The organism is Aeromonas sp. CD (genome assembly GCF_033349375.1).
Classification (GTDB): Bacteria; Pseudomonadota; Gammaproteobacteria; order Enterobacterales; family Aeromonadaceae; genus Aeromonas; species Aeromonas hydrophila.
In genome coordinates this window covers 2,220,849-2,242,929 of the sequence record NZ_CP137631.1, presented here as the reverse complement: position 1 = coordinate 2,242,929, position 22,081 = coordinate 2,220,849, and the positions used below count along the sequence as shown (strand labels likewise).

At 58.1% G+C, this 22,081-nt stretch carries 15 protein-coding genes; 10 read left to right on the top strand and 5 right to left on the bottom strand.

All coding sequences use genetic code 11. The features are described from left to right. Positions 1 to 122: 122 nt before the first annotated feature. Positions 123 to 551 carry a thioredoxin TrxC gene (trxC, locus tag R2E40_RS10495; protein ID WP_318165429.1) on the top strand — a complete coding sequence of 143 codons (429 nt, stop codon included), beginning with the start codon at positions 123 to 125 and terminating at the stop codon, positions 549 to 551. A gap of 165 nt (positions 552 to 716) precedes the next feature. After that, entirely contained in the window at positions 717 to 2,105 is a 1,389-nt protein-coding gene (locus R2E40_RS10490; protein WP_318165428.1) for a DASS family sodium-coupled anion symporter, read from the top strand. 252 nt (positions 2,106 to 2,357) lie between these two features. Here R2E40_RS10490 and R2E40_RS10485 read toward each other — a convergent pair whose 3' ends face one another. Further along, positions 2,358 to 4,832, bottom strand: coding sequence for a glycogen/starch/alpha-glucan phosphorylase (locus R2E40_RS10485; RefSeq protein WP_318165427.1), 2,475 nt, complete (start codon positions 4,830 to 4,832; stop codon positions 2,358 to 2,360). 385 nt (positions 4,833 to 5,217) lie between these two features. Next, entirely contained in the window at positions 5,218 to 5,415 is a 198-nt protein-coding gene (locus tag R2E40_RS10480; protein WP_005300391.1) for a DUF4250 domain-containing protein, read from the bottom strand. 233 nt (positions 5,416 to 5,648) lie between these two features. On the opposite strand from R2E40_RS10480, the gene R2E40_RS10475 reads away from it, so the two are divergent. Further along, positions 5,649 to 6,137, top strand: coding sequence for a cell division inhibitor (locus R2E40_RS10475; RefSeq protein WP_318165426.1), 489 nt, complete (start codon positions 5,649 to 5,651; stop codon positions 6,135 to 6,137). 464 nt (positions 6,138 to 6,601) lie between these two features. Here R2E40_RS10475 and R2E40_RS10470 read toward each other — a convergent pair whose 3' ends face one another. After that, on the bottom strand, positions 6,602 to 8,125 hold the full coding sequence (locus R2E40_RS10470; RefSeq protein ID WP_024944465.1) for a fumarate hydratase: 1,524 nt from the start codon (positions 8,123 to 8,125) through the stop codon (positions 6,602 to 6,604). Between the two features lie 296 nt (positions 8,126 to 8,421). Here R2E40_RS10470 and pabB point away from each other — a divergent pair, with 296 nt between their 5' ends. The 3 genes from pabB to R2E40_RS10455 all read left to right on the top strand — a co-directional run bounded on the left by pabB (position 8,422) and on the right by R2E40_RS10455 (position 11,836). Continuing rightward, positions 8,422 to 9,708, top strand: a complete 1,287-nt coding sequence (gene pabB / locus R2E40_RS10465) for an aminodeoxychorismate synthase component I (RefSeq protein WP_318165547.1) — start codon at positions 8,422 to 8,424, stop codon at positions 9,706 to 9,708. Positions 9,709 to 9,755: 47 nt separating this feature from the next. Further along, positions 9,756 to 10,322, top strand: coding sequence for a CoA pyrophosphatase (locus R2E40_RS10460; protein ID WP_227289575.1), 567 nt, complete (start codon positions 9,756 to 9,758; stop codon positions 10,320 to 10,322). 215 nt (positions 10,323 to 10,537) lie between these two features. Next, positions 10,538 to 11,836 (top strand): serine/threonine transporter, encoded by a 1,299-nt coding sequence (locus R2E40_RS10455; protein WP_318165425.1) that lies wholly within the window; start codon positions 10,538 to 10,540, stop codon positions 11,834 to 11,836. 418 nt (positions 11,837 to 12,254) lie between these two features. On the opposite strand, the gene sstT is transcribed toward R2E40_RS10455, so the two are convergent. Then, positions 12,255 to 13,505, bottom strand: coding sequence for a serine/threonine transporter SstT (sstT, locus tag R2E40_RS10450; RefSeq protein ID WP_318165424.1), 1,251 nt, complete (start codon positions 13,503 to 13,505; stop codon positions 12,255 to 12,257). Positions 13,506 to 13,842: 337 nt separating this feature from the next. Between sstT and R2E40_RS10445 the strand changes: the two genes are divergently transcribed. From R2E40_RS10445 to R2E40_RS10430, 4 genes are all read left to right on the top strand, one after another. Then, entirely contained in the window at positions 13,843 to 15,771 is a 1,929-nt protein-coding gene (locus R2E40_RS10445; protein WP_318165423.1) for a RecQ family ATP-dependent DNA helicase, read from the top strand. Positions 15,772 to 16,335: 564 nt separating this feature from the next. Beyond that, a complete protein-coding gene (locus R2E40_RS10440) occupies positions 16,336 to 18,258 on the top strand; it encodes a PrkA family serine protein kinase (RefSeq protein WP_011706273.1) in 1,923 nt (640 codons plus the stop codon). Positions 18,259 to 18,281: 23 nt separating this feature from the next. Next, complete coding sequence (locus R2E40_RS10435; RefSeq protein WP_016350566.1) at positions 18,282 to 19,553, top strand: YeaH/YhbH family protein; 1,272 nt, start codon at positions 18,282 to 18,284, stop codon at positions 19,551 to 19,553. Positions 19,554 to 19,563: 10 nt separating this feature from the next. Next, positions 19,564 to 21,081 (top strand): SpoVR family protein, encoded by a 1,518-nt coding sequence (locus R2E40_RS10430; RefSeq protein ID WP_318165422.1) that lies wholly within the window; start codon positions 19,564 to 19,566, stop codon positions 21,079 to 21,081. 65 nt (positions 21,082 to 21,146) lie between these two features. On the opposite strand, the gene fadR is transcribed toward R2E40_RS10430, so the two are convergent. Next, positions 21,147 to 21,860 carry a fatty acid metabolism transcriptional regulator FadR gene (gene fadR, locus R2E40_RS10425; protein WP_016350565.1) on the bottom strand — a complete coding sequence of 238 codons (714 nt, stop codon included), beginning with the start codon at positions 21,858 to 21,860 and terminating at the stop codon, positions 21,147 to 21,149. Between the last annotated feature and the right edge of the window lie 221 nt (positions 21,861 to 22,081).

Genomic DNA, 22,081 nt, shown 5'->3' with positions numbered 1-22,081 from the left:
CCACCGACATCATGTCGACACAGGATAACTGGCTGTGAAAGATAACTGACTACTATGTTACCGTTACTCTGCCCTGTCAGTGCAATAAGATGTTGCAGGGCTTATGCATACAGGAATCAATTATGTCATTTATCACTACCTATTGTAGCCATTGCTTCACCAGGAACCGCCTGCCTGAAGAAAAAATGGATTCAAATGCGAAATGCGGCCGCTGCAAGAGCGGGCTGTTCGTTACCACCCCGGTCAACGGCCAGGAGCAGCAGTTCGATACCCTGATCCAGTCGGATATCCCGGTCGTGGTCGACTTCTGGGCCAGCTGGTGCGGGCCATGCCTTCAATTTTCACCTGTTTTTCAACAAGTTGCCAGTGAACTTGAACCAAGACTCCGCTTCGTCAAGGTCGATACCGAGCAACAAGCCGCCATTGCGGCCCGTTACGCCATTCGCAGCATTCCCACCCTGATGGTCTTCAAGCAGGGCAAGATGGTGGCACAGCGCAGTGGCTCCCTTCCTCCCAGCATGTTCAAGGAGTGGTTGTACAGCTTCATCTAGGCCACAAATGATACCAATATGTTTAATTTGTGTTTATTTAATGTTTTCACTTTCCTTGACTCTGTGAGTCCCGGCATGCTTTGACCAGTTCCCCCTGTTTCAAACGGGGGGATGAATGTAATCTCGGCAACACAACAACAACCATAAATTAACCGAGAGAACAATATGCACACATCTGCAGTACCCTCCACTACCCCATCACGCTGGCTGGACATCAAATCCGGGATCGTCATCCTGGATGTGTTGCTGCTCTGTGCCATGCTGGCCTGGCTCCCCTTTGACCCCAGCGTCAACAAGGGGCTGGGGATCCTGGTCTTCATCGCCATCCTCTGGCTGACTGAAGCAGTCAACATCACCATCACGGCCCTCTCCATCCCGGTACTTGCCACCCTGCTCGGGGTCTTTGACATGAGCAAGTCGCTGACGGACTTCGCCAACCCGGTGCTGTTTCTGTTCTTCGGCGGCTTTGCACTGGCCGCCGCACTCTCCAAACAGGGGCTGGATACCCAGATCGCCGCCAAGGTGATGCAGCTTGCCAGAGGCCACCTCGGCTGGGCCGCCATCGTGCTCTTCACCATCACGGCCGCCCTCTCCATGTGGATCAGCAACACCGCCACTGCCGCCATGATGATGCCGCTGGCCCTCGGCATGCTGAAAGGTCTCGACGCCCACAAGGAGCGCCGTACCCTGGTCTTCGTCCTGCTGGGGGTCGCCTACAGCGCCAGCATCGGCGGCATCGGCACCCTGGTCGGCAGCCCGCCCAACGCCATCGCCGCCGCCCAGATGGGGCTGGGTTTCACCGACTGGATGAAGTTCGGCATCCCGGTGGTGCTCATCTTCATGCCAGTGGGCATTGGCCTGCTTTATATGGTGACCCGTCCCAATCTCTCCCATCAGGTCAGCACCGAGCAGGTCACCATCCAGTGGACCGGTCAACGCAAGATCACCCTGCTCATCTTCCTGACCACAGTACTGCTGTGGATCGGCTCCCAGCCCATCGCCAAGGCACTGGGAGGCATTCCCCAGTTCGATACCCTGATCGCCATGGGCGCCATCGTGGCTATTGCCATCAGCCGGGTGGCCAGCTGGGACGACATCAACCAGAACACCGACTGGGGTGTGCTGATGCTGTTTGGTGGTGGCCTCACCTTAAGCGCCATCCTCAAACAGACCGGGGCCAACGCCTTCCTGGCGGAGCACCTCTCCAACGGTCTGGCCACCATGCCGATCTTCATCATCCTGCTCTGTCTGGCCGCGTTCGTGGTGTTCCTGACCGAGCTGGTCTCCAACACCGCCACCGCCGCCCTGCTGGTGCCGCTGTTTGCCGGGGTTGCCCAGGCGCTGGGGGTATCACCCATCGTCGTCTCCGTGCTGATCGCCGTTGGTGCCTCCTGCGCCTTCATGCTGCCGGTGGCCACCCCGCCCAACGCCATCGTGTTCGCCAGCGGTCATATCAAACAGCGTGAGATGATGCGGGCCGGCCTGGTGCTGAACCTGGTCTTCACCGTCATTCTGACCCTGCTCGCCTACTTCATGGGTGACATACTGCACTGATATGCCGAGTACCAAGGCCCCTGACGGGGCCTTTTTATTGCCTCTTCTGTATGCAGTCTCGGCCAGACGGCTCCCCTGCTCATCCGTTCACCACCTGTGAACAACCACAGTTCTCAGCTAAAAGAGTCGTATGGTGATGGTTCTGGTTTGACGTTTCCCTCTGGGCTCTCTTTTCCGCGCAGCCTCCCACCAACACGCCCACGCAAAATAAAAAACCCCCGCATGGCGGGGGTTTGCTGGTTTACCGTCTGGTCAGCCGATGCTGCAGGGTTTCAATTGCCAGATGCGATCCACATAGTCCTGGATGGAACGATCGGAGTTGAACTTGCCCATAGTGGCCGAGTTGATGATGGCCTTCTTCGCCCACAGGGCCGGATCCCGATACCAGGTATCGATCAGTTTGTGGGCTTCCGAGTAGGAGGCGAAATCGGCCAGGGTCAGGTAGGGATCCCCCCCTTCCAGCAAGGAGCGCTTGATGGAGGAGAGCTCGCCCGGACGACCCGGCGTGAAGTAGTCGGTATCAAACCAGTCCAGCACGGCCTTGAGCTCGGAGTTGGCATAGTAGAAGTCGTACGGGTTGTAGCCGCGGCCCTTCAATGCCTTCACCTCGTCCACGTTCAGGCCGAAGATGGCGCAGTTCTCGGCTCCCGCCTCTTCGGCGATCTCGATATTGGCGCCGTCCAGCGTGCCGATGGTGATGGCACCGTTGAGCGCCATCTTCATGTTGCCGGTACCGGAGGCCTCATAGCCGGCGGTGGAGATCTGTTCGGAGACATCAGCCGCCGGGATCAGCTTCTCGGCCAGGCTGACGCGGTAGTTCGGCATGAACACCACTTTCAGCTTGCCCTGGATGCGAGCATCGTTGTTGACCCGCTCCGCCAGCTTGTTGATGGCGTAGATGATGTCTTTGGCCAACTTGTAACCAGGCGCCGCCTTGGAGCCGAAGATGAACACCCGCGGGTGCATGTCATAGTCAGGGTTGGCCAGCAGGCGACGGTAGAGCGCCATGATATGGATGAGGTTCAGCTGTTGACGCTTGTACTCGTGCAGACGCTTGATCTGGACGTCGAAGATCGCCTCCGAGCTCACCTCGATGCCGGTTTCGGCCTTGATCACCTTGACCAGCTTCTCCTTGTTGTGGCGCTTGATGGTCATGAACTGCTGCTGGAACGCCTTGTCGTCGGCAAACTTGACCACGTTGCGCAGCTTGTCGAGCTGCAGCGGCCACTCTTTGCCCACCACCTCGTTGTAGAGTTCGGCCAGTTCCGGGTTGCAAGCCAGCAGCCAGCGGCGCGGGGTCACCCCGTTGGTGACGTTGCACATCTTCTGGGGCCACAGCTCGGCATACTCGGGGAAGAGATCTTCCTTCACCAGCTTGGAGTGGATCTCGGCCACACCGTTGACCTTGGAGGAGCCGATGACGCACAGGTTGCCCATGCGCACCTTGCGCACATCCCCCTCTTCGATGATGGAGAGCTTGGCCTTGATGGCGTCGTTACCCGGCCACTTGGGCTCCACCAGCTCGCTCAGGAAGCGGGCGTTGATCTCGTAGATCACCTCAAGATGACGGGGCAGCACCTTCTCGAACAGACTGACCGACCACTTCTCCAGCGCTTCCGGCAGCAGGGTGTGGTTGGTGTAGGAGAAGACCTGATAGCTGATGGCCCAGGCCGCGTCCCAGGTCAGCCCTTCTTCGTCCACCAGCACCCGCATCAGTTCAGGGATGGCCACGGTGGGGTGGGTATCGTTGAGCTGGATGGCAATCTGGGCGGCAAAGTTGCTGAAGTCGGCGCCATGCACCCGCTTGTAGCGACGCATGATGTCCTTGATGGAGCAGGCACAGAAGAAGTACTGCTGGATCAGGCGCAGCTCTTTGCCCGCATCGGTCTCATCGTTCGGATAGAGCACCTTGGAGATGGTCTCGGCCTGGGCTTTCTCCGCCTGGGAATCGATATAGCCACCGGCGTTGAACACGTCCCAGTCAAAGAACTCGGAGGCGCGGGATTCCCACAGGCGCAGGATGTTGACGGTATGACCACCAAAACCGACCACCGGGATATCCCAAGGCACCCCTTTGATCTTGCGGCCGGCGTGCCACACCTTCTTGAGGCCACCGTTGTCACCAAAGACGGTCTCGACATAGCCGTAGAGCGGGATCTCCTGCACGGATTCCGGGCGGCAGATCTCCCAGGGGTTGCCATATTCACGCCAGGAGTCGGGGCGCTCAATCTGGCGACCATCCTGAATTTCCTGACGGAACAAGCCGTGCTCGTAGTGGATACCATAACCGACCGCCGGGTAGTTCAGGGTCGCCAGGGAATCGATGAAGCAGGCGGCCAGACGGCCCAGACCGCCGTTACCGAGCGCCATGTCGGGCTCTTGTTCACACAGATCGGTCAGCTCCAGACCGAGTTCACCCAGCGCCTCTTCGCAAACTTTGTATAGAGAGAGGTTGTGCAGGTTGTTGGAGGTCAAACGCCCCATCAGGAATTCAGCAGAGAGATAGTGAATCGCACGAGTATCTTTCTTGAAGTGAGTCTGCTGAGTACGGGTCAGGCGCTCGTACACCTGTTCGTTGACGGCGGCTGCGGTCGCTTTCCACCACGCTTCTGGCGAGGCTTTCTGTTCGCTTGTACCCAAGGTAGAACGCAGGTGACGCACGATACTCGCCTTGAGCTGATCTTTATCCAGTTGGAGATCCTGGTCTGTCTTCTTCTTGGTAGCCATAAACCATTTCCTTCGTTACAGAATAATAAATTGTTATCCCATTAGGGACCGGCGCTGTTGTTATCTCAGAATATGTTCCGGCGTGGGCATACTAGCTAAAGCCGCTGGTTTAAAAGTTAACGCAAGTCACACTTTAACGCATAAAAATGACAGTTCAAGCTTGAAAACCCTTTCCTGAAACCTGCCATTATGAATCTTTAATTTCATTAAAAATCATACAGTTAGTCTCGGCATGAAAATATAAATACGTGAATAGGTTTTCAATGATTGCCAAGCGCTGAAAATCCTTGAAAATAACTGAAAATTCAGCGCACATTGAAAACGATTTCAATGTGCGCTGTTCATGAGAAACAAAGGCCAAGACTGTGCGGTTGATTTCTGCGGGTCAGCCATGAGCCTTGAACTGGTTGCTCATGGGGTCATAGTGATAGCCTATCTGCAATAAGCGGGTAGCCAGCTGATCTTCCGTCATGTCGTAGTAGGCCAACAACTCCTCCAGCCCGTCACACTCCAGCCGCAGCTTCTCGTTGATGATCCCGAGCAGGATATTGGCATCCAGTCGTTGCAAGGTGCTGACGTCCATCTCATCTCTCCTCTGTGCAAGACATACTGTATAACCATGGGCGCCCCCTCCTACTTTGTCCATAGGCTAAAAAACACCCACCGCCAACATCAAATAAATAATCTTTATAATCAATACCATAGATTCAACCACTGCCAATTCGATCACATTTTAGAGCACAAATGGCTTGTCACTGGCATCAACAGCAACTACTGTATGCGCATACAGCATGGTTATTCATACAGGACAAACATATGAGCCAGCCCATGAGTCAGTACCCGATCACCACCTCAGCCGGTATGAGCAATCCCTGGCCCACCCGGCATCAAGGCAACATGGATGATGAGCGTTATAGCGCAACGATTGCCCATGAAGCCCCGCTGCTTGATGAGCTGGTGAGACTGAGCCATGGCAATACCGGCTGGATCCTGTTGATTGCGCCACCCGGCCTGCCAGTAGCCAAACAGTTGCAGGCACAAGGGATCAATCCCGCTAGAGTATTGGTGCTGCACAGCCCCAAGATCAAAAACTGGCAGCGTACGCTGGAACAGAGTCTGGGCAACGGCCGCTGCGCCGCCGTGCTGACCTGGCTGCCGGAACAGGTCATGCTGGATCGCGCCAAGTTGAGCAAGTTGGGACAACGCTGCGGGGTTCTGACCCGTTTCTTCGAACCGGCCGCATCCTCTCCCGTCCACAGTGGTTCACTGTTCTATGGCGGGCAGGATGTCTATCTCAACCACTGACAGGTGCCAAGAGTGCGAGGAGACGCCTTGCAGGATTGACTACTGAGTTGAACAGGCTTTTCGTTGGGCACTGAACAGCCCAGCAATCACTCAGTGACAAAAGCCTTGCAACCATCAGACAACAGCGGCAAGTGCCTGCCGACAGACGGAAGTGGAAGCCGGCATTGAAAGCAAGGCGCAGAGTTCCTCACACCGAGCACAGTTGGCAGTTGGCAGTTGGCAGTTGGCAGTTGGCAGTTGGCAGTTGGCAGTTGGCAGTTGGCAGTTGGCAGTTGGCAGTTGGCAATCATGCAACTGCACGCAGGCCAAAAGAGAAGGCAACCCTGAGGTCGCCTTCGTTCTGTCTGTTATGATGGCAGCGGTATCACGGCTACATTCATGACGGTCACGCGCAGCTTCTGTTTACGCTGAGCCTCGAGACAAGTCTCAAGATCGTGAGTGAACAGCTATCAAACTGCTTTCGCTCACGCCAGTTTGCCGTCGAGCTCGGCAATCTTGGCAGACCAGTAAGCCGGGCCTGTCTCATGGATATTGTTGCCCTGAGAGTCGACCGCCACGGTCACCGGCATGTCTTCCACCTCGAACTCATAGATGGCTTCCATACCCAGGTCGGCAAAGGCCACTACCCGCGCCTTCTTGATGGCCTTGGCCACCAGATAGGCGGCGCCGCCGACGGCCATCAGATAGACGGCCTGGTGCTGTTTGATGCTCTCGACCGTCTTGGGGCCTCGCTCGGATTTACCGATCATGCCGATGAGGCCGGTTTCTCCCAGCATCATGTCGGTGAACTTGTCCATCCGGGTGGAGGTGGTCGGGCCGGCCGGGCCGACCACTTCGTCACGCACGGCATCGACCGGGCCGACGTAATAGATGAAGCGGTTGGTGAAGTCGACTCCTTCCGGCAGCCCCTCACCTTTTTTCAGCATGTCGGCAATGCGTTTGTGAGCGGCATCGCGACCGGTCAGGATCTTGCCGGAGAGCAACACGGTATCCCCGCTCTTCCAGCTGGCAAGCTCTGCCTTGGTGATGCCGTCGACATTGACACGGCGCACATTGCCGCCGGCCGAGCGGGTGATCTCCGGCCAATCTTCCAGCTTCGGCGGAGTCAGCTCGGCCGGACCGGAGCCATCCAGTTCGAAGTGCACGTGACGGGTCGCCGCGCAGTTGGGGATCATCACCACCGGCTTGGAGGCCGCGTGGGTCGGCGCAGATTTCACCTTCACATCCAGCACGGTAGTAAGACCGCCGAGCCCCTGGGCACCGATCCCCAGCTTGTTGACCTTGTCGTAGAGCTCGACCCGCAGCTTCTCTTCGGTGGTCTCCGGACCACGGGCGATCAGCTCCTGGATGTCGATATGCTCCATCAGGGCCTCTTTGGCCAGTACAGCCGCCTTCTCGGCGGTACCGCCGATGCCGATCCCCAGCATGCCCGGTGGACACCAGCCGGCGCCCATGGTCGGCACGGTTTTGAGCACCCACTCGACCACGTCGTCGGAGGGGTTGAGCATCACCATCTTGGACTTGTTCTCGGAGCCGCCGCCCTTGGCCGCAATGCTCACTTCCACCTTGTCACCCGGGATCATGTCGATGTGCACCACGGCCGGGGCGTTGTCCTTGGTGTTCTTGCGGCTGCCGGCGGGGTCGGCCAGCACGGAGGCGCGCAGCGGGTTGTCCGGATTGGTGTAGGCACGGCGGGTGCCCTCGTCCACCATCTCCTGCACCGTCATGTCGCTGTCCCACTGCACCTGCATGCCGATCTTGACGAAGCAGGTGACGATGCCGGTATCCTGACACAGGGGGCGATGCCCTTCGGCAGACATGCGGGAGTTGATCAGGATCTGGGCCAGAGCGTCCTTGGCGGCCGGGTTGATCTCGCGGTCATAGGCAGCCTTGGCGGCCTGCACGAAATCGAGGGGGTGGTAGTAGGAGATGTACTGCAGGGCGTCGGCAATGGAATCGATAAAATCCTGTTTTTTAATGATGCTCATATCATCCTCACTGGTCCTTGTCTCCGGCTCGATGCAGAGCAAGGGCTTCCATATGAGCCGTGCTTCGGTGGGGTGGTGCCAGGCGACTTGCCTGTCGGCCCGATAAGACAACGGCGTGTTTTTTCTAAAAATTCCGGCGGCTATGATACGCTTGCCACCCCCGTACCGGCTAGGGAGCAGGCTGTAAACTGTTGCCTGTGTAACAAAAAATGAAACCAACGCTGCATATCCACCATTTTGATCACCAGACGGCGCTCCATGCCCTGTTCGCACGCCTTCATCATCTGCCCTGGGCCATGTTGCTGGAATCCGCCGGCCCGCTGGGAGCGGACAACGGCTTTGACATCATCACCGCCGATCCGCTGGCCACTTTGCAGACCGAGGGAGCGCTGACCCGCATCGCGCAGGGAGATCAGCACGAATCCCGTGAAGATGATCCGTTGACGCTGCTGGCCCAACGCCAACACGCCCTGCTGGGAGAGGTCATCAGTCAAGCGACGCCCCTGCCTTTCATCGGCGGTGCACTCGGCCTGTTTGGCTATGATCTGGGCCGCCGTTTCGAGCGTCTGCCGAGCCTGGCCGCCCGTGACGTGACCATCCCGGACATGGCGGTCGGCATCTATGACTGGGCCCTGCTGCGGGACGTGGCGACGGGTCAGTGGCAGCTGGTGCACTGGGGCGATGAGGCCGGCCTTGCCCGCCGCCTGCAGTGGCTTGAAGCGCAGCAGGCTACCGCCACTGAGCCCTTTGCTTTGCAGGGACGATGGCAGAGCAACATGAGCCGCGCGCAATACGGTGACAAGTTTGCCAAGGTCCAGGCCTATCTGGCCGCCGGGGACTGCTATCAGATCAACCTGACCCAGCGCTTCAGCGCGCCCTATCGGGGCGACGAGTGGCAGGCCTATCAGGCGCTGTCACAAGCCAACCGAGCCCCCTTCTCGGCCTTCCTGCGCTTGCCGAAAGGGGCCATTTTGAGCCTCTCCCCCGAGCGTTTCCTGTTGCTCGACCAGCGCCATATCGAGACCAAGCCCATCAAGGGCACCCGCCCGCGACTGGCCGACCCAGCGCAAGATCAGGCCAGTGCCCTCGAGCTGGCTGGCGCCGACAAAGACAGATCGGAGAATTTGATGATCGTGGATCTGCTGCGCAACGACATCGGCCGGGTGAGTCGGCCCGGCTCGGTCAGCGTGCCCAGCCTGTTTGCGGTAGAGTCTTTTCCGGCAGTGCATCACCTGGTATCCACCATCCACGGCGAGCTGGACGTCCGGTGGCAGGCGGTGGACCTGCTGCGCGCCTGTTTCCCCGGCGGCTCCATCACCGGCGCCCCCAAGATCCGGGCCATGGAGATCATCGAAGAGCTGGAGCCCCAGCGGCGCAACGCCTACTGCGGCAGCATCGGTTATCTGAGCCAGCATGGCCGGATGGATACCAGCATCTGCATCCGCACCCTGATCGCCGCACAGGGACAGCTCCACTGCTGGGCCGGTGGCGGCGTCATTGCCGACTCCGACGTGGACGACGAATATCAGGAAACTTATGACAAGGTGGCCCGCATTCTGCCGCTGCTGGACACACTGCGTTGAAAACCTGACAAAATGGATCACAGCAACTGGAGCGAAGAAGAATCGAGATGGAACGTGCCGAACTGCTGACCCGCTTTTTATTGCAACGCCCCGCCCCCGCCCACCGGCTGACGGTGGCCGGGCTCAAGCCCGCCGCCGTGCTGCTGCCGCTGGTCGAGCGGGCCGACGGCCTGCAACTGCTGCTGACCCGGCGCAGCCCGCACCTGCGCCACCACGCAGGGCAGATAAGCTTCCCTGGCGGCAGGCAGGATCCAGACGACCGGGACTTGATCCACACAGCGCTGCGGGAAACCCAGGAAGAGCTCGGCATCGTCCCTACCCAGATAGAGGTGCTGGGCACCCTCACGCCCCTCAACACCGTCTCCCAATACGACGTGCTGCCGGTGCTGGGGCTGGTCACGGCCGACTATCAGCTCACCCTGAGCCGGGACGAGGTCGACCAGGCTTTTGAGGTGCCGCTCAACCACCTGCTGGATCCACGCCACCATATCGCGCTCACCATTCCCAGAGCCGATCACCTGCACACCATCTACTGGATCCCCTGGCAGCACCACTTCATCTGGGGCGCCACCGCCAGCATGATCCGCCAGCTCTCTCGGCAACTTGCCATATAACATTTCGCCTACAAAACGTTGTGCAACATTCGCGCATTAACATTAAACTCACGTAGGCTTTTATAAAAAATAATTGATTAATTCTTCTTTCGATCACATTTCCACAAAAGAATGCGGGTTTGAGCCCCATAAAGGTGAATTTGATCAACATTTTTGATTAAAAAAACCGTATCCTTGCGCCGATTCAATAAAAACCACAATTCGGGGTGAGACACATGTCTAATACTGTCACCGGCGCACAGGACGTTGCGACCTCACAGGAGCAAGGAACCCGCTCCATCCAATCGCGTGGTTGGACCAAGCAAGACACCAGCTGGGTGATCAGCCTGTTCGGTACCGCCGTCGGCGCCGGCATTCTGTTTTTGCCCATCAACGCCGGCATGGGTGGCTTCTGGCCACTGGTGGTGATGGCGCTGCTGGTCGGCCCCATGACCTACCTGGCCCACCGCGGCCTCGCCCGCTTCGTACTCTCCTCCAGCAGACCCGACGCCGACATCACGGAAGTGGTGGAAGAGCACTTCGGCGTGGGTGCCGGCAAATTAATCACCCTGCTCTACTTCTTCGCCATCTACCCCATAGTGCTGATCTACGGGGTGGGCATCACCAACACGGTTGAGAGCTTCATGGTCAACCAGTTGCAGATGACGGCCCCCCCGCGCTGGATCCTCTCCATCGTGCTGATCATGGGCATGATGTCGGTGATGCTGGCCGGTGAAAAACTGATGCTGAAGGTGACCGAGTTCCTGGTCTACCCGCTCATCGCCATCCTGGTGGGGATCTCCTTCTACCTGATCCCGGACTGGACCGGCGCGGCCCTCTCCCAGATGCCGTCCGGCAAGGACTTTGCCATCACCCTGTGGCTGACCATTCCGGTGCTGGTGTTCTCCTTCAACCACAGCCCGGCCATCTCCAGCTTCTCGCTGGCCCAGCGCCGCGATCACGGCGAGCACGCGGTCGAGAAGTCTGACGCCATCCTCAAGCGCACCGCCACCATCCTGCTCGGTTTCGTGATGTTCTTCGTCTTCTCCTGCGTGATGAGCCTGACCCCGGCACAGCTGGCAGAAGCCAAGTCCCAGAACATCGCCGTGCTCTCCTACCTGGCCAACCAGCACGCCAGCCCCATCATCTCCTACTTCGGCCCGCTGGTAGCGTTCGTGGCCATCGTCTCCTCCTTCTTCGGCCACTACCTGGGTGCCCGCGAAGGCCTGAAGGGGATGATCGTCCAGAACCTGCGCAAGTCCGGCAAGGAGCCGAACCACACGAAGGTCGAGATGTTCATCATCGCCTTCTTCATCCTGACCCTGTGGGGCACCGCGGTGATCAACCCCTCCATCCTCGGCATGATCGAGTCGATGGGCGGCCCCATCATCGCCACCATCCTGTTCATCATGCCGATGTACGCCATCAAGCGCGTGCCGGCCATGGCAAAGTATCAGGGCCATATCAGCAACGTCTTCGTAGCTGTGATGGGGATGACGGCCATCTCCGCCATCCTCTACCAACTGCTCGGCTGACACTCGGCCATACCAGCAAAAATGCCAGCCGGGTAACCGGCTGGCATTTTTTTATGGCGCCAACAGCAGCGGATGCTGGCTCTCCGACAGGCGAGCATGCACAGGCATGTTGGCCGACGCGCCACTCGCATAACATCGTCCAAGCTCCCCATCCCGACGATTCCCCCGTCTTCTCTCGTCATCCTCCCTTCAACGGCAACCGACAATGGCTGACCCATGGCCCATGCAGCCTTATACAAGCCGGTGCTACACAGCCTGCCTGACCATGCGTTCATCCGGGCTCTTGATGCGCCCACTGCATCAACTTCATCCGGCCCCCTCATCTCCTGCAGATGCGGACCGGACCAGCCCCCAGACCGCCAGACAATAAAAAACGCCCTCGAATGAGGGCGTTTTCAGTGCGGTGAAGGCGGTGCTATCAGGCTTCGCTGTTGGGCACCGGCGCGGCATCCAGCAGGGTTTCATCTTCGGCCATGCAGGCCGCGGCGGTGAACAGCACGTCGGTGGAGCTGTTCAGGGCAGTCTCTGCAGAATCCTGCAGTACCCCGATGATGAAGCCCACGGCTACCACCTGCATGGCGATGTCGTTGCTGATGCCAAACAGGCTGCACGCCAGCGGGATCAGCAGAAGAGAGCCGCCGGCCACACCGGACGCGCCACAGGCGCTGATGGTGGCAACCACGGAGAGCAGAATGGCGGTGGCCAGATCCACTTCCATCCCCAGGGTGTGTACCGCCGCCATGGAGAGCACTGTGATGGTGATGGCGGCACCGGCCATATTGATGGTGGCACCCAGCGGGATGGAGACCGCATAGGTGTCTTCCGGCAGGCGCAGCTTCTCGGCCAGTGCCATGTTGACCGGGATGTTGGCGGCAGAGCTGCGGGTAAAGAAGGCTGTCACGCCGCTCTCTTTCAGGCAGGTCAGCACCAGCGGATAGGGGTTGCGCTTGATCTTCCAGAACACGATCAACGGGTTGACCACGAAGGCGATGAACAGCATGCAGCCAATCAGCACCACCAGCAGTTGGGCATAGCCGAACAGGGCGTCAAAACCGGTTTCCGCCAGGGTGGAGGCAACCAGGCCCAGAATACCGAGCGGCGCGCAGCGGATCACCGCTTTCACGATGGTGGAGACTCCGTGGGACAGGTCGGTGATCACCGCCTTGGTCCCCTCGCTGGCGTGGCGCATGGCGATGCCAAGGCCGATGGCCCAGGCCAGAATGCCGATGTAGTTGGCATCCAGCAGCGCCTTGACCGGGTTGGTCACCACGTTGAACAACAGGGTCTGCAGTACCTCGGTGATCCCGCCCGGCGGGGTGATCTCGGCACTGTTGGCCACCAGATGCAGGTTGGAGGGGAACAGGAAGCTGGCCACGACGGCGACCGCAGCAGCCAGGAAGGTCCCCAGCAGATAGAGCAGCAGGATCGGTTTCATGTTGGTCTTCTGGCCCTGCTTGTGGCCGATGATCGCCGCCATGACCAGTACAAAGACCAGCAGCGGGGCGACCGCCTTCAGGGCGCCGACGAACAGGCTGCCGAGCAGACCCGCCGTTTTGGCCCATTCCGGCATGAACATGGCAAGGAGGATACCGAAGACCAGACCGACCAGGATCTGGCTAACCAGGCTGGTACTGTTGACCAGTCTCATGAGGGGGTGTTGTTGTGTCATCAAATAGTCCCTGAGCACCGAAGTGCGTGAATCATTAGTCCTGTTGGCAACCGCTACGCCAGGCGACACCCATGTCACGGCTGGCGTCATCTGCCCCGGCAAGCCTTCTGTTGAGCCTGTCCGGTAACACACGGGATTGCGGACAAGGAATATCCCATCTGCAACCGCTTTTTTCCATATAATCACTGAAAAATATCCGGTTTACCTCACAAAAAAACCACAACAATGCGATAACACAATATCAACAGCATTCAAATGGATGCCGTTTTCCCTCGCTTGGCCATCCAGACACTCCCCGGCGGTGGTATCATGACGGTTTTTGCGCTGGAGCCCTGCCATGATCTCATCCCTGTTGACCCGTCACTTCGGCTTCGATCGGTTAAGACCGGGACAGGAGGCGGTGATCAGCCGATTACTGGCCGGCCAGAGTGCCGCCGCCATCTTCCCCACCGGCTCCGGCAAGTCCCTCTGTTATCAGTTGCCGGCGCTTGCTCTGCCCCATCTGACCCTGGTGATCTCGCCGCTGATCGCGCTGATGCATGATCAGCTCGCCTTCCTTCGCAGCAAAGGGATCGCCGCCGCGACCCTCGACTCGAGCCTGACCCCGGAAGAGAGCCGCCGGGTGATGCAGCAGGCCAGCGATGGCCAGCTCAAGATCCTGATGATCTCGGTAGAGCGGCTCAAAAACGAACGCTTTCGCCGTTTCATCCAGCAGGTGCCGCTGTCGATGCTGGTGGTGGACGAAGCCCACTGCATTTCGGAGTGGGGCCACAACTTTCGCCCCGATTATCTCAAGCTGCCGGATTACCGCCGTGAATTGCAGATCCCGCAGGTGTTGCTGCTGACGGCCACCGCCACCCCGGCGGTCATGGCCGACATGCAGGCCAAATTCGAGATCGAGGATGAGGGGCTCGTCGTCACCGGCTTTTATCGCGCCAACCTGGACTTGGCCGTGGTACCGCTGCCTGACGAGGCTCGCGATGGTTGGCTGCATGCCGAGCTGGATCGTGACCCCGCCGCACCGACCATCATCTATGTCACCCTGCAGCACACCGCAGAGCAGTGCGCCGCCCGCTTGCAACAAGCCGGGATCAGGGCACGCGCCTATCACGCCGGGCTCGATGCCACCCTGCGCAGCCAGATCCAGCACGACTTCATGGCCGGCAAGCTGGACTGCATCGTGGCGACCATCGCCTTCGGCATGGGGATCGACAAGGCCGACATTCGCCGGGTGATCCATTACGATCTACCCAAATCCATCGAAAACTACAGTCAGGAGATAGGCCGCGCCGGCCGGGATGGACTCCCTTCCCGCTGCATGGTACTGGCCAATCGCAGCCAGTTGCCGGTGCTGGAAAACTTCGTCTATGGCGACACCCCGGACAGAACGGCCATCGTCACCTTGCTCGAGATCCTGCAGCAAAGCGGCAGTGAGTGGGAATTTGGCTTGCTGCGCCTCTCCAACGACACCAATATCCGCCAGCTGCCGCTCAAGACCCTGCTGGTCTACCTGGAGATGGCAGGCATCATAGCGCCGGCCTACAGCTATTTTGCCGAGTACCGCTTCAAGTTCGTGCTGGACAAGGCCGACATCCTGGCCCGGTTCAATCCGGCGCGACGCCAGTTTCTGGAGCAAGTGTTCGCCAGTGCTCCACAGGCGCGCAGCTGGTGCACCATGGACTTCGAGGCGCTCTGGCAGGGTTATCAGGGGGAGCGGTCGCGGGCCGCTGCCGCGCTGGATTACCTGCAGCAGCAAGGCTGGATCGAGCTGGAGAGCAAGCAGATGACCGAGGTCTATCGGGTGCTGCAACAAGGTCTGGGCATAGCAACGCTGGCCGATCAGCTGCACGGACTGTTTGAAAAGAAAGAACAAAGCGAGCTGGCGCGTCTGCAGGCATTGCTGGGTTTCTTTACCTCCAGCCGTTGCCTGAGCCATGAGCTGGCCCGCTACTTTGCCGATCAGGCCGCGCCCACCCATTGCGGGCACTGCTCGGTCTGTCGGGGAGAGGTGGCGCAGCTTCCCTCCTTACCCAGCCGGACACTCCCCAATGAACAGGGGCTCAGAGCCTGGTGCGATCCACTTATAGCCCTGTGTCACAGTCGGGATCCCCGCATCCTGACGCGTTTCCTGTGCGGCATCACCACCCCGCTCACCACCCGGCTCAAGGCCAGAAGCCTGGCTGGATTCGGCCAGCTGGCGTCCCACCCCTTTGCCGATGTGCTGGCGGCAGTATCCAACATTTATGCCGCTCGCCAACAGGAATAAGCGACTTAAACATCGGGTGGAGCCAAAAAAATAAGACCCTCGCATCTGCGAGGGTCAAGCCAACGGAAACGTGCTTAAACAGAGCTTTGTATCAGCAACCAGCCACTCTCTTGCTAAAGCGCTGACTGCCTGACACAGGGCCAATCTAGAGCAGTCGCAATGTAGCGTCAATGTAAAAATTAGAGCTAAAACACCAAACAAAACACTTTCCGTGCACGTAAACGTAATGCCATTTCATCTCGTCTACGCCCGGCCCCTTGCCCCGTCTGTGCTGCAGCCAGTCACCCAGATAAACGCGATGTCATTTCCATTTTCTGACAAACATTTATTTTTTATGTCTTTGACATTTACCTCACTATCGTGGCAAAAATAATTTAACAGTCAGTAACATAGGTGTGTCACTGATTGCGCCTTCCCGCATTGGGTCGGGAAGTACCCTTGCAAATTTAAACCAATAGTTGGTGATGGATTACTGGGGGCTGTTGACTAGGCTTAATGAGGTAAACAGAACAAAAGTAGTGATCCACTCTTTTCAGGGTAAGCGACTATAACGAGGGCAAAGTTATGGGCATCTTCGAGCATTATCAACAGCGATATGAGAAAGCCAGGGAAGAGGAATACACCATCCAGGAATTTCTGGATATGTGTAAGCAGGACAAATCCTGCTACGCCTCCGCCGCCGAGCGTTTGCTGGTCGCCATCGGCGAACCGGAAATGATCGACACCTCGGTCAACCCCAGACTCAGTCGCCTTTTCTCCAACCGCGTCGTGGCACGCTATCCCGCCTTCAAAGATTTCTACGGCATGGAAGAGGCCATCGAACAGATTGTCTCCTATCTCAAGCACTCGGCTCAGGGCCTGGAAGAGAAGAAGCAGATCCTCTATCTGCTGGGACCCGTCGGCGGTGGTAAATCCTCGCTGGCAGAGAAGCTCAAATCCTTGATGCAAAAGGTGCCTGTCTATCGCATCAAGGGTTCACCGGTCAACGACCACCCCTTCTGCCTGTTCGACATCGAAGAAGATGGCGAAATTCTGGAGAAGGAGTACGGCATTCCGCGCCGTTATCTGCGCCCCATCATGTCCCCCTGGGTCGCCAAACGACTGCACGAGTTTGGTGGCGACATCACCAAGTTCAAGGTGGAGAAGGTCAATCCCTCTATTCTCGACCAGATCGCCATCGCCAAGACCGAACCGGGCGATGACAACAACCAGGACATCTCCTCGCTGGTCGGCAAGGTGGATATTCGCATGCTGGAACACTTTGCCCAGGATGATGCCGACGCTTACTCCTACTCGGGCGCGCTGTGCAAGGCGAACCAGGGGATCATGGAGTTCGTCGAGATGTTCAAGGCGCCCATCAAGGTGCTGCACCCGCTGCTGACCGCCACCCAGGAGGGCAACTACAACGGGACCGAGGGGCTCTCCGCCCTGCCCTTCGACGGCATCCTGCTGGCCCACTCCAACGAATCCGAGTGGCAGCAGTTCCGCAACAACAAGAACAACGAGGCTTTCCTCGACCGGGTCTACATCGTCAAGGTGCCTTACTGCCTGCGCGTGTCGGAAGAAGTGAAGATCTACGAGAAGCTGCTGGTCAACAGCGAGCTGACCGATGCCAAGTGCGCCCCGGGCACCCTTGAACTGCTGGGCCAGTTCTCCGTGCTGTCACGCCTCAAGGAGCCGGAAAACTCGAGCCTCTACTCCAAGATGCGGGTCTATGATGGCGAGAGCCTCAAAGACACGGATCCCAAGGCGAAGAGCTATCAGGAGTATCGCGACTACGCCGGGGTGGACGAAGGGATGAATGGCCTGTCGACCCGCTTCGCGTTCAAGATCCTCTCCCGCGTCTTCAACTTCGACCACGCGGAAGTGGCCGCCAACCCGGTACACCTCTTCTATGTGCTGGAGCAACAGATCGAGCGCGAGCAGTTCCCGCAAGAGCTGCATGATCGCTACCTTGAGTTCATCAAGGGCTATCTGACCCCGCGCTATGTGGAGTTCATCGGCAAAGAGATCCAGACCGCCTACCTCGAGTCCTACTCCGAGTACGGTCAGAACATCTTCGACCGCTACGTCACCTACGCCGATTTCTGGATCCAGGATCAGGAGTACCGTGACCCCGAGACCGGCCAGCTGTTTGACCGCGCGTCGCTCAACAGCGAACTGGAGAAGATTGAGAAACCCGCCGGGATCAGCAACCCGAAAGATTTCCGCAACGAAATCGTCAACTTCGTGCTGCGTGCCCGGGCCAACAATGCAGGCCGTAACCCCAACTGGACCAGTTACGAGAAGCTGCGCACCGTGATCGAGAAGAAGATGTTCTCCAACACGGAAGAGCTGCTGCCGGTTATCTCCTTCAACAGCAAAACCTCAGCCGAGGAGCAGAAGAAGCACGATAACTTTGTCGAACGGATGATGGAGAAAGGCTACACCCGCAAACAGGTGCGACTGCTCTCCGAATGGTATCTCAGGGTACGCAAGTCATCCTGACCCTGACTGTTCAAGGGGGAGTTATGGCGCATTTTATCGACCGCAGGCTCAACGGCAAAAACAAAAGCGCTGTCAATCGGCAGCGCTTCATCCGCCGCTACAAGAAGCAGATCAAACAAGCGGTCTCTGATGCTGTCTCCAAGCGCAGCATCCAGGACGTAGACACGGGCGAGAGCATCAGCATCCCGACCAAGGATATCGGCGAGCCCCATTTCCATCAGGGGCAAGGCGGCAAACGGGAGATGGTGCATCCCGGCAATGACCAGTTCGTCTCCGGCGACAAGATTGACCGCCCCAAGGGAGGAGGCGGCGGTCAAGGCTCTGGCGAAGGGCAGGCTTCCAACCAGGGAGAAGGGGCGGACGACTTCGTCTTCCAGATCTCCAAGGATGAGTATCTCGATCTGCTGTTTGAAGATCTCGAGCTGCCCAGGCTGCAGAAAACCCAGCTCAACCAGCTGATGGAAGTCAAAACCTACCGGGCGGGCTACACCTCCAACGGGGTACCCGCCAACATCAACGTGGTGCGTTCACTGCAAAATTCGCTGGCCCGTCGGATGGCGCTGCAGGCCGGCAAGAAACGCCAGCTGCATGAGCTGGAAGATAGGCTGGCCCTGCTGGCGGCCGATCCCAACGAACATTTTGCCGAAATAGCCCAGCTCGAGAAGGAGATCAGGGAGCTGAAAAGACGGATCGACGCGGTGCCGTTTATCGACACCTTCGACCTCAAGTTCAACAACTTCGTCAAGCGGCCCGTCCCCTCCAGCCAGGCGGTGATGTTCTGCCTGATGGACGTGTCGGGCTCCATGGATCAGGCCACCAAGGAGATGGCCAAGCGCTTCTACATCCTGCTCTATCTGTTCCTGAGCCGGACCTACAAAAACGTCGAGGTGGTCTATATCCGCCACCATACCCAGGCCAAGGAGGTGGACGAACATGAGTTCTTCTACTCCCAGGAAACCGGCGGCACCATCGTCTCCAGCGCCCTCAAGATGATGAACGACATCATCAACGAACGTTATCCTGCCCATCAGTGGAACATCTATGCGGCGCAAGCCTCGGATGGCGACAACTGGGCCGACGACTCGCCACAATGCCGGGAGATCCTGGCGCGGGACATCATGCCGCGAGTGCGGTACTACTCCTATATCGAGATCACCACCCGTGCCCACCAGACGTTGTGGCACGAATATGAATCGGTCGCCAGCGAGTTCCCCCACTTCGCGATGGAACACATTCGCAAGGTAGAGGATATCTATCCGGTATTCCGGGAGCTGTTCAAGAAGCAAGCGGCGTGAGGGAGGTCATATGGTAGAAACCGCAAGAAAAGTCGCACCGCTGGACGATGGCCCGGACTGGAACTTCGACCTGCTGGACATTTACCATCAGGAGATAGCCCAGGTCGCCAAGTTCTATCGACTGGATACCTACCCCAACCAGATCGAGGTGATCACGGCAGAGCAGATGATGGATGCCTACTCCAGCGTCGGCATGCCCATCGGTTATCAGCACTGGTCATTCGGCAAGCGCTTCATTCACACCGAGCGAAACTACAAACGTGGCCAGATGGGGCTGGCCTACGAGATCGTCATCAACTCGGACCCTTGCATCGCCTACCTGATGGAGGAGAACACCATGCCGATGCAGGCATTGGTGATGGCCCACGCCTGCTACGGCCACAACTCCTTCTTCAAGAACAACTATCTGTTCAAGACCTGGACCGATGCCTCCTCCATCATCGACTATCTGCTGTTCGCCAAGAACTACATCACCGAGTGTGAAGAGAAACACGGCATCGATGCGGTGGAAAAGCTGCTCGACTCCTGCCATGCCTTGATGAACTTCGGGGTGGATCGCTACAAACGGCCGCAGAAGATCTCGTTGGCCGAAGAGAAGCGACGCCAGAAGGCACGGGAAGACTATCTGCAGACCCAGGTCAACGAGCTGTGGCGCACCCTGCCCAAGCAGCACAAGGCCTCCGGGGTGGAAGACAGACGCTACCCGGCTGAACCACAGGAGAACATTCTCTATTTCATCGAGAAGAATGCCCCTCTGCTGGAGCCTTGGCAGCGCGAGATAGTGCGCATCGTGCGAAAGATCAGCCAGTACTTCTATCCGCAAAAGCAGACTCAGGTGATGAACGAAGGGTGGGCCACCTTCTGGCACTACACCATCCTCAATCACCTCTATGACGAGGGCAAGATCAGCGATCGCTTCATGATTGAGGTGCTGCACAGCCACACCAACGTGGTCTACCAGCCCCCCTACAACAGTCGCTACTACTCGGGGATCAACCCCTACGCCCTCGGCTTTGCCATGTTTACCGACCTGCGCCGTATTTGCGAGAACCCGACCGAGGAGGACAGATACTGGTTCCCCGATTACGCCGGCAGCAACTGGGTCGATACCCTGCATTTCGCCATGCAGAACTTCAAGGATGAGAGCTTCATCAGCCAGTTCCTCAGCCCCAAGGTGATGCGCGACATGAAGCTGTTCGCCATCGATGACGACGACCTGAAGAACTACCTCAAGGTCTCCGCCATCCACAATGACGAGGGCTACCGCCAGGTGCGCAATACCTTGTCGGCTCAATACAACCTGAGCAACCTGGAGCCCAACATCCAGGTATTCAATGTGGCGGTGAAGGGCGATCGCTCGCTGACGCTGCGCTACGTGCCGCACAACCGGATCCCGCTGGGTGACTCACGTCACGAGGTGCTCAAGCATCTGCACCAGTTGTGGGGGTTCGATGTGGTGCTGGAACAGGACAATGGTGAACTGCCTGCCGATATCATCGGGCGTTGCCCGGAGAAAAAACCGGCTTGAGCAAGCCGCTCATCCACCATAAAAAAACGCGCCATTCGGCGCGTTTTTCTTGCATCAGAATACCATCAGTTGTCGCACAGATTGCTCGGCATGTCCTGACGCAGACGGGTCCACAACTTGCCTGACTCGATGCCGTACTGACGTACCGTCATGAACACGGCCTCGTGATTCTTGGTCTCGGCCAGATTCAGCAAGGTCTTGTAATAGGCATCGGCTGCTTCACGGGCCTGCTTGTCGGAGAAGTAGTAACGACCTACCCGGCTATACAGCCCCTTGAAGCCATTGAGGATCAGGGCATAAATCGGGTTGCCGGAAGCAAAGGAGAGCTGGTGGTGCAGGCGATAATCAAACTCTGCATACGCTTCCGGGGAGTTCTCTACCGCGTCGGCACCGCGCAGGATCTCGGCGGCTTGCTCCGGATTGTTGCGGATCGCGCCACGAATGAAGATGGTGCAGATGTTGGTGCGCGCCGACAGCAGCTGGGCTACCAAGTCCGGCACCTTGTCCTGATCCAGCCTGGCCAGGGTCTCCAGAATGTTGAGGCCCGAGGTTTCCCAGAAGTTGTTCACCTTGGTCGGTTTGCCATGCTGAATGGTGAGCCAGCCATCACGGGCCAGACGCTGCAGCACTTCACGCAAGGTGGTTCGAGTCACGCCAATCAGCTCGGACAGCTCACGCTCGGCCGGCAAGATGGATCCTGGAGGAAAGCGATTGTTCCAGATGGACTCGATGATATATTCCTCGGCAAACCCTGCAGGGCTCTGCGCTTTTATGACCATGTAGTGACTCTGTTGTAGTACGTAAAAAGGCTCACGAATAATAGCAAAGCAGGGAGGACTGGCAAGCAGAAGGTCGGTCCTCTGCTCACATAAGCAGGTCATTTTGTTAAAAATATGTATTTAAATCCGTAGTGGGTGCCAGCCAACCCCGTCGGTTGGCGATAAAACGGCCGATCTCGTGGGCAAGTCCGACTATGTTATTTATAGTTAATGCTCTTTTT

Excerpts from the sequence above, each read along its gene's own strand:
- R2E40_RS10475 (WP_318165426.1), top strand. The coding sequence starts at position 5,649 with ATGAGCCAGCCCATGAGTCAGTACCCGATCACCACCTCAGCCGGTATG.
- R2E40_RS10490 (WP_318165428.1), top strand. The coding sequence starts at position 717 with ATGCACACATCTGCAGTACCCTCCACTACCCCATCACGCTGGCTGGAC.
- R2E40_RS10455 (WP_318165425.1), top strand. The coding sequence starts at position 10,538 with ATGTCTAATACTGTCACCGGCGCACAGGACGTTGCGACCTCACAGGAG.
- R2E40_RS10430 (WP_318165422.1), top strand. The coding sequence starts at position 19,564 with ATGGTAGAAACCGCAAGAAAAGTCGCACCGCTGGACGATGGCCCGGAC.
- R2E40_RS10460 (WP_227289575.1), top strand. The coding sequence starts at position 9,756 with ATGGAACGTGCCGAACTGCTGACCCGCTTTTTATTGCAACGCCCCGCC.
- sstT (WP_318165424.1), bottom strand. The coding sequence starts at position 13,505 with ATGACACAACAACACCCCCTCATGAGACTGGTCAACAGTACCAGCCTG.
- R2E40_RS10480 (WP_005300391.1), bottom strand. The coding sequence starts at position 5,415 with ATGGACGTCAGCACCTTGCAACGACTGGATGCCAATATCCTGCTCGGG.
- pabB (WP_318165547.1), top strand. The coding sequence starts at position 8,422 with ATGTTGCTGGAATCCGCCGGCCCGCTGGGAGCGGACAACGGCTTTGAC.
- R2E40_RS10485 (WP_318165427.1), bottom strand. The coding sequence starts at position 4,832 with ATGGCTACCAAGAAGAAGACAGACCAGGATCTCCAACTGGATAAAGAT.
- fadR (WP_016350565.1), bottom strand. The coding sequence starts at position 21,860 with ATGGTCATAAAAGCGCAGAGCCCTGCAGGGTTTGCCGAGGAATATATC.
- trxC (WP_318165429.1), top strand. The coding sequence starts at position 123 with ATGTCATTTATCACTACCTATTGTAGCCATTGCTTCACCAGGAACCGC.
- R2E40_RS10435 (WP_016350566.1), top strand. The coding sequence starts at position 18,282 with ATGGCGCATTTTATCGACCGCAGGCTCAACGGCAAAAACAAAAGCGCT.
- R2E40_RS10440 (WP_011706273.1), top strand. The coding sequence starts at position 16,336 with ATGGGCATCTTCGAGCATTATCAACAGCGATATGAGAAAGCCAGGGAA.
- R2E40_RS10470 (WP_024944465.1), bottom strand. The coding sequence starts at position 8,125 with ATGAGCATCATTAAAAAACAGGATTTTATCGATTCCATTGCCGACGCC.
- R2E40_RS10445 (WP_318165423.1), top strand. The coding sequence starts at position 13,843 with ATGATCTCATCCCTGTTGACCCGTCACTTCGGCTTCGATCGGTTAAGA.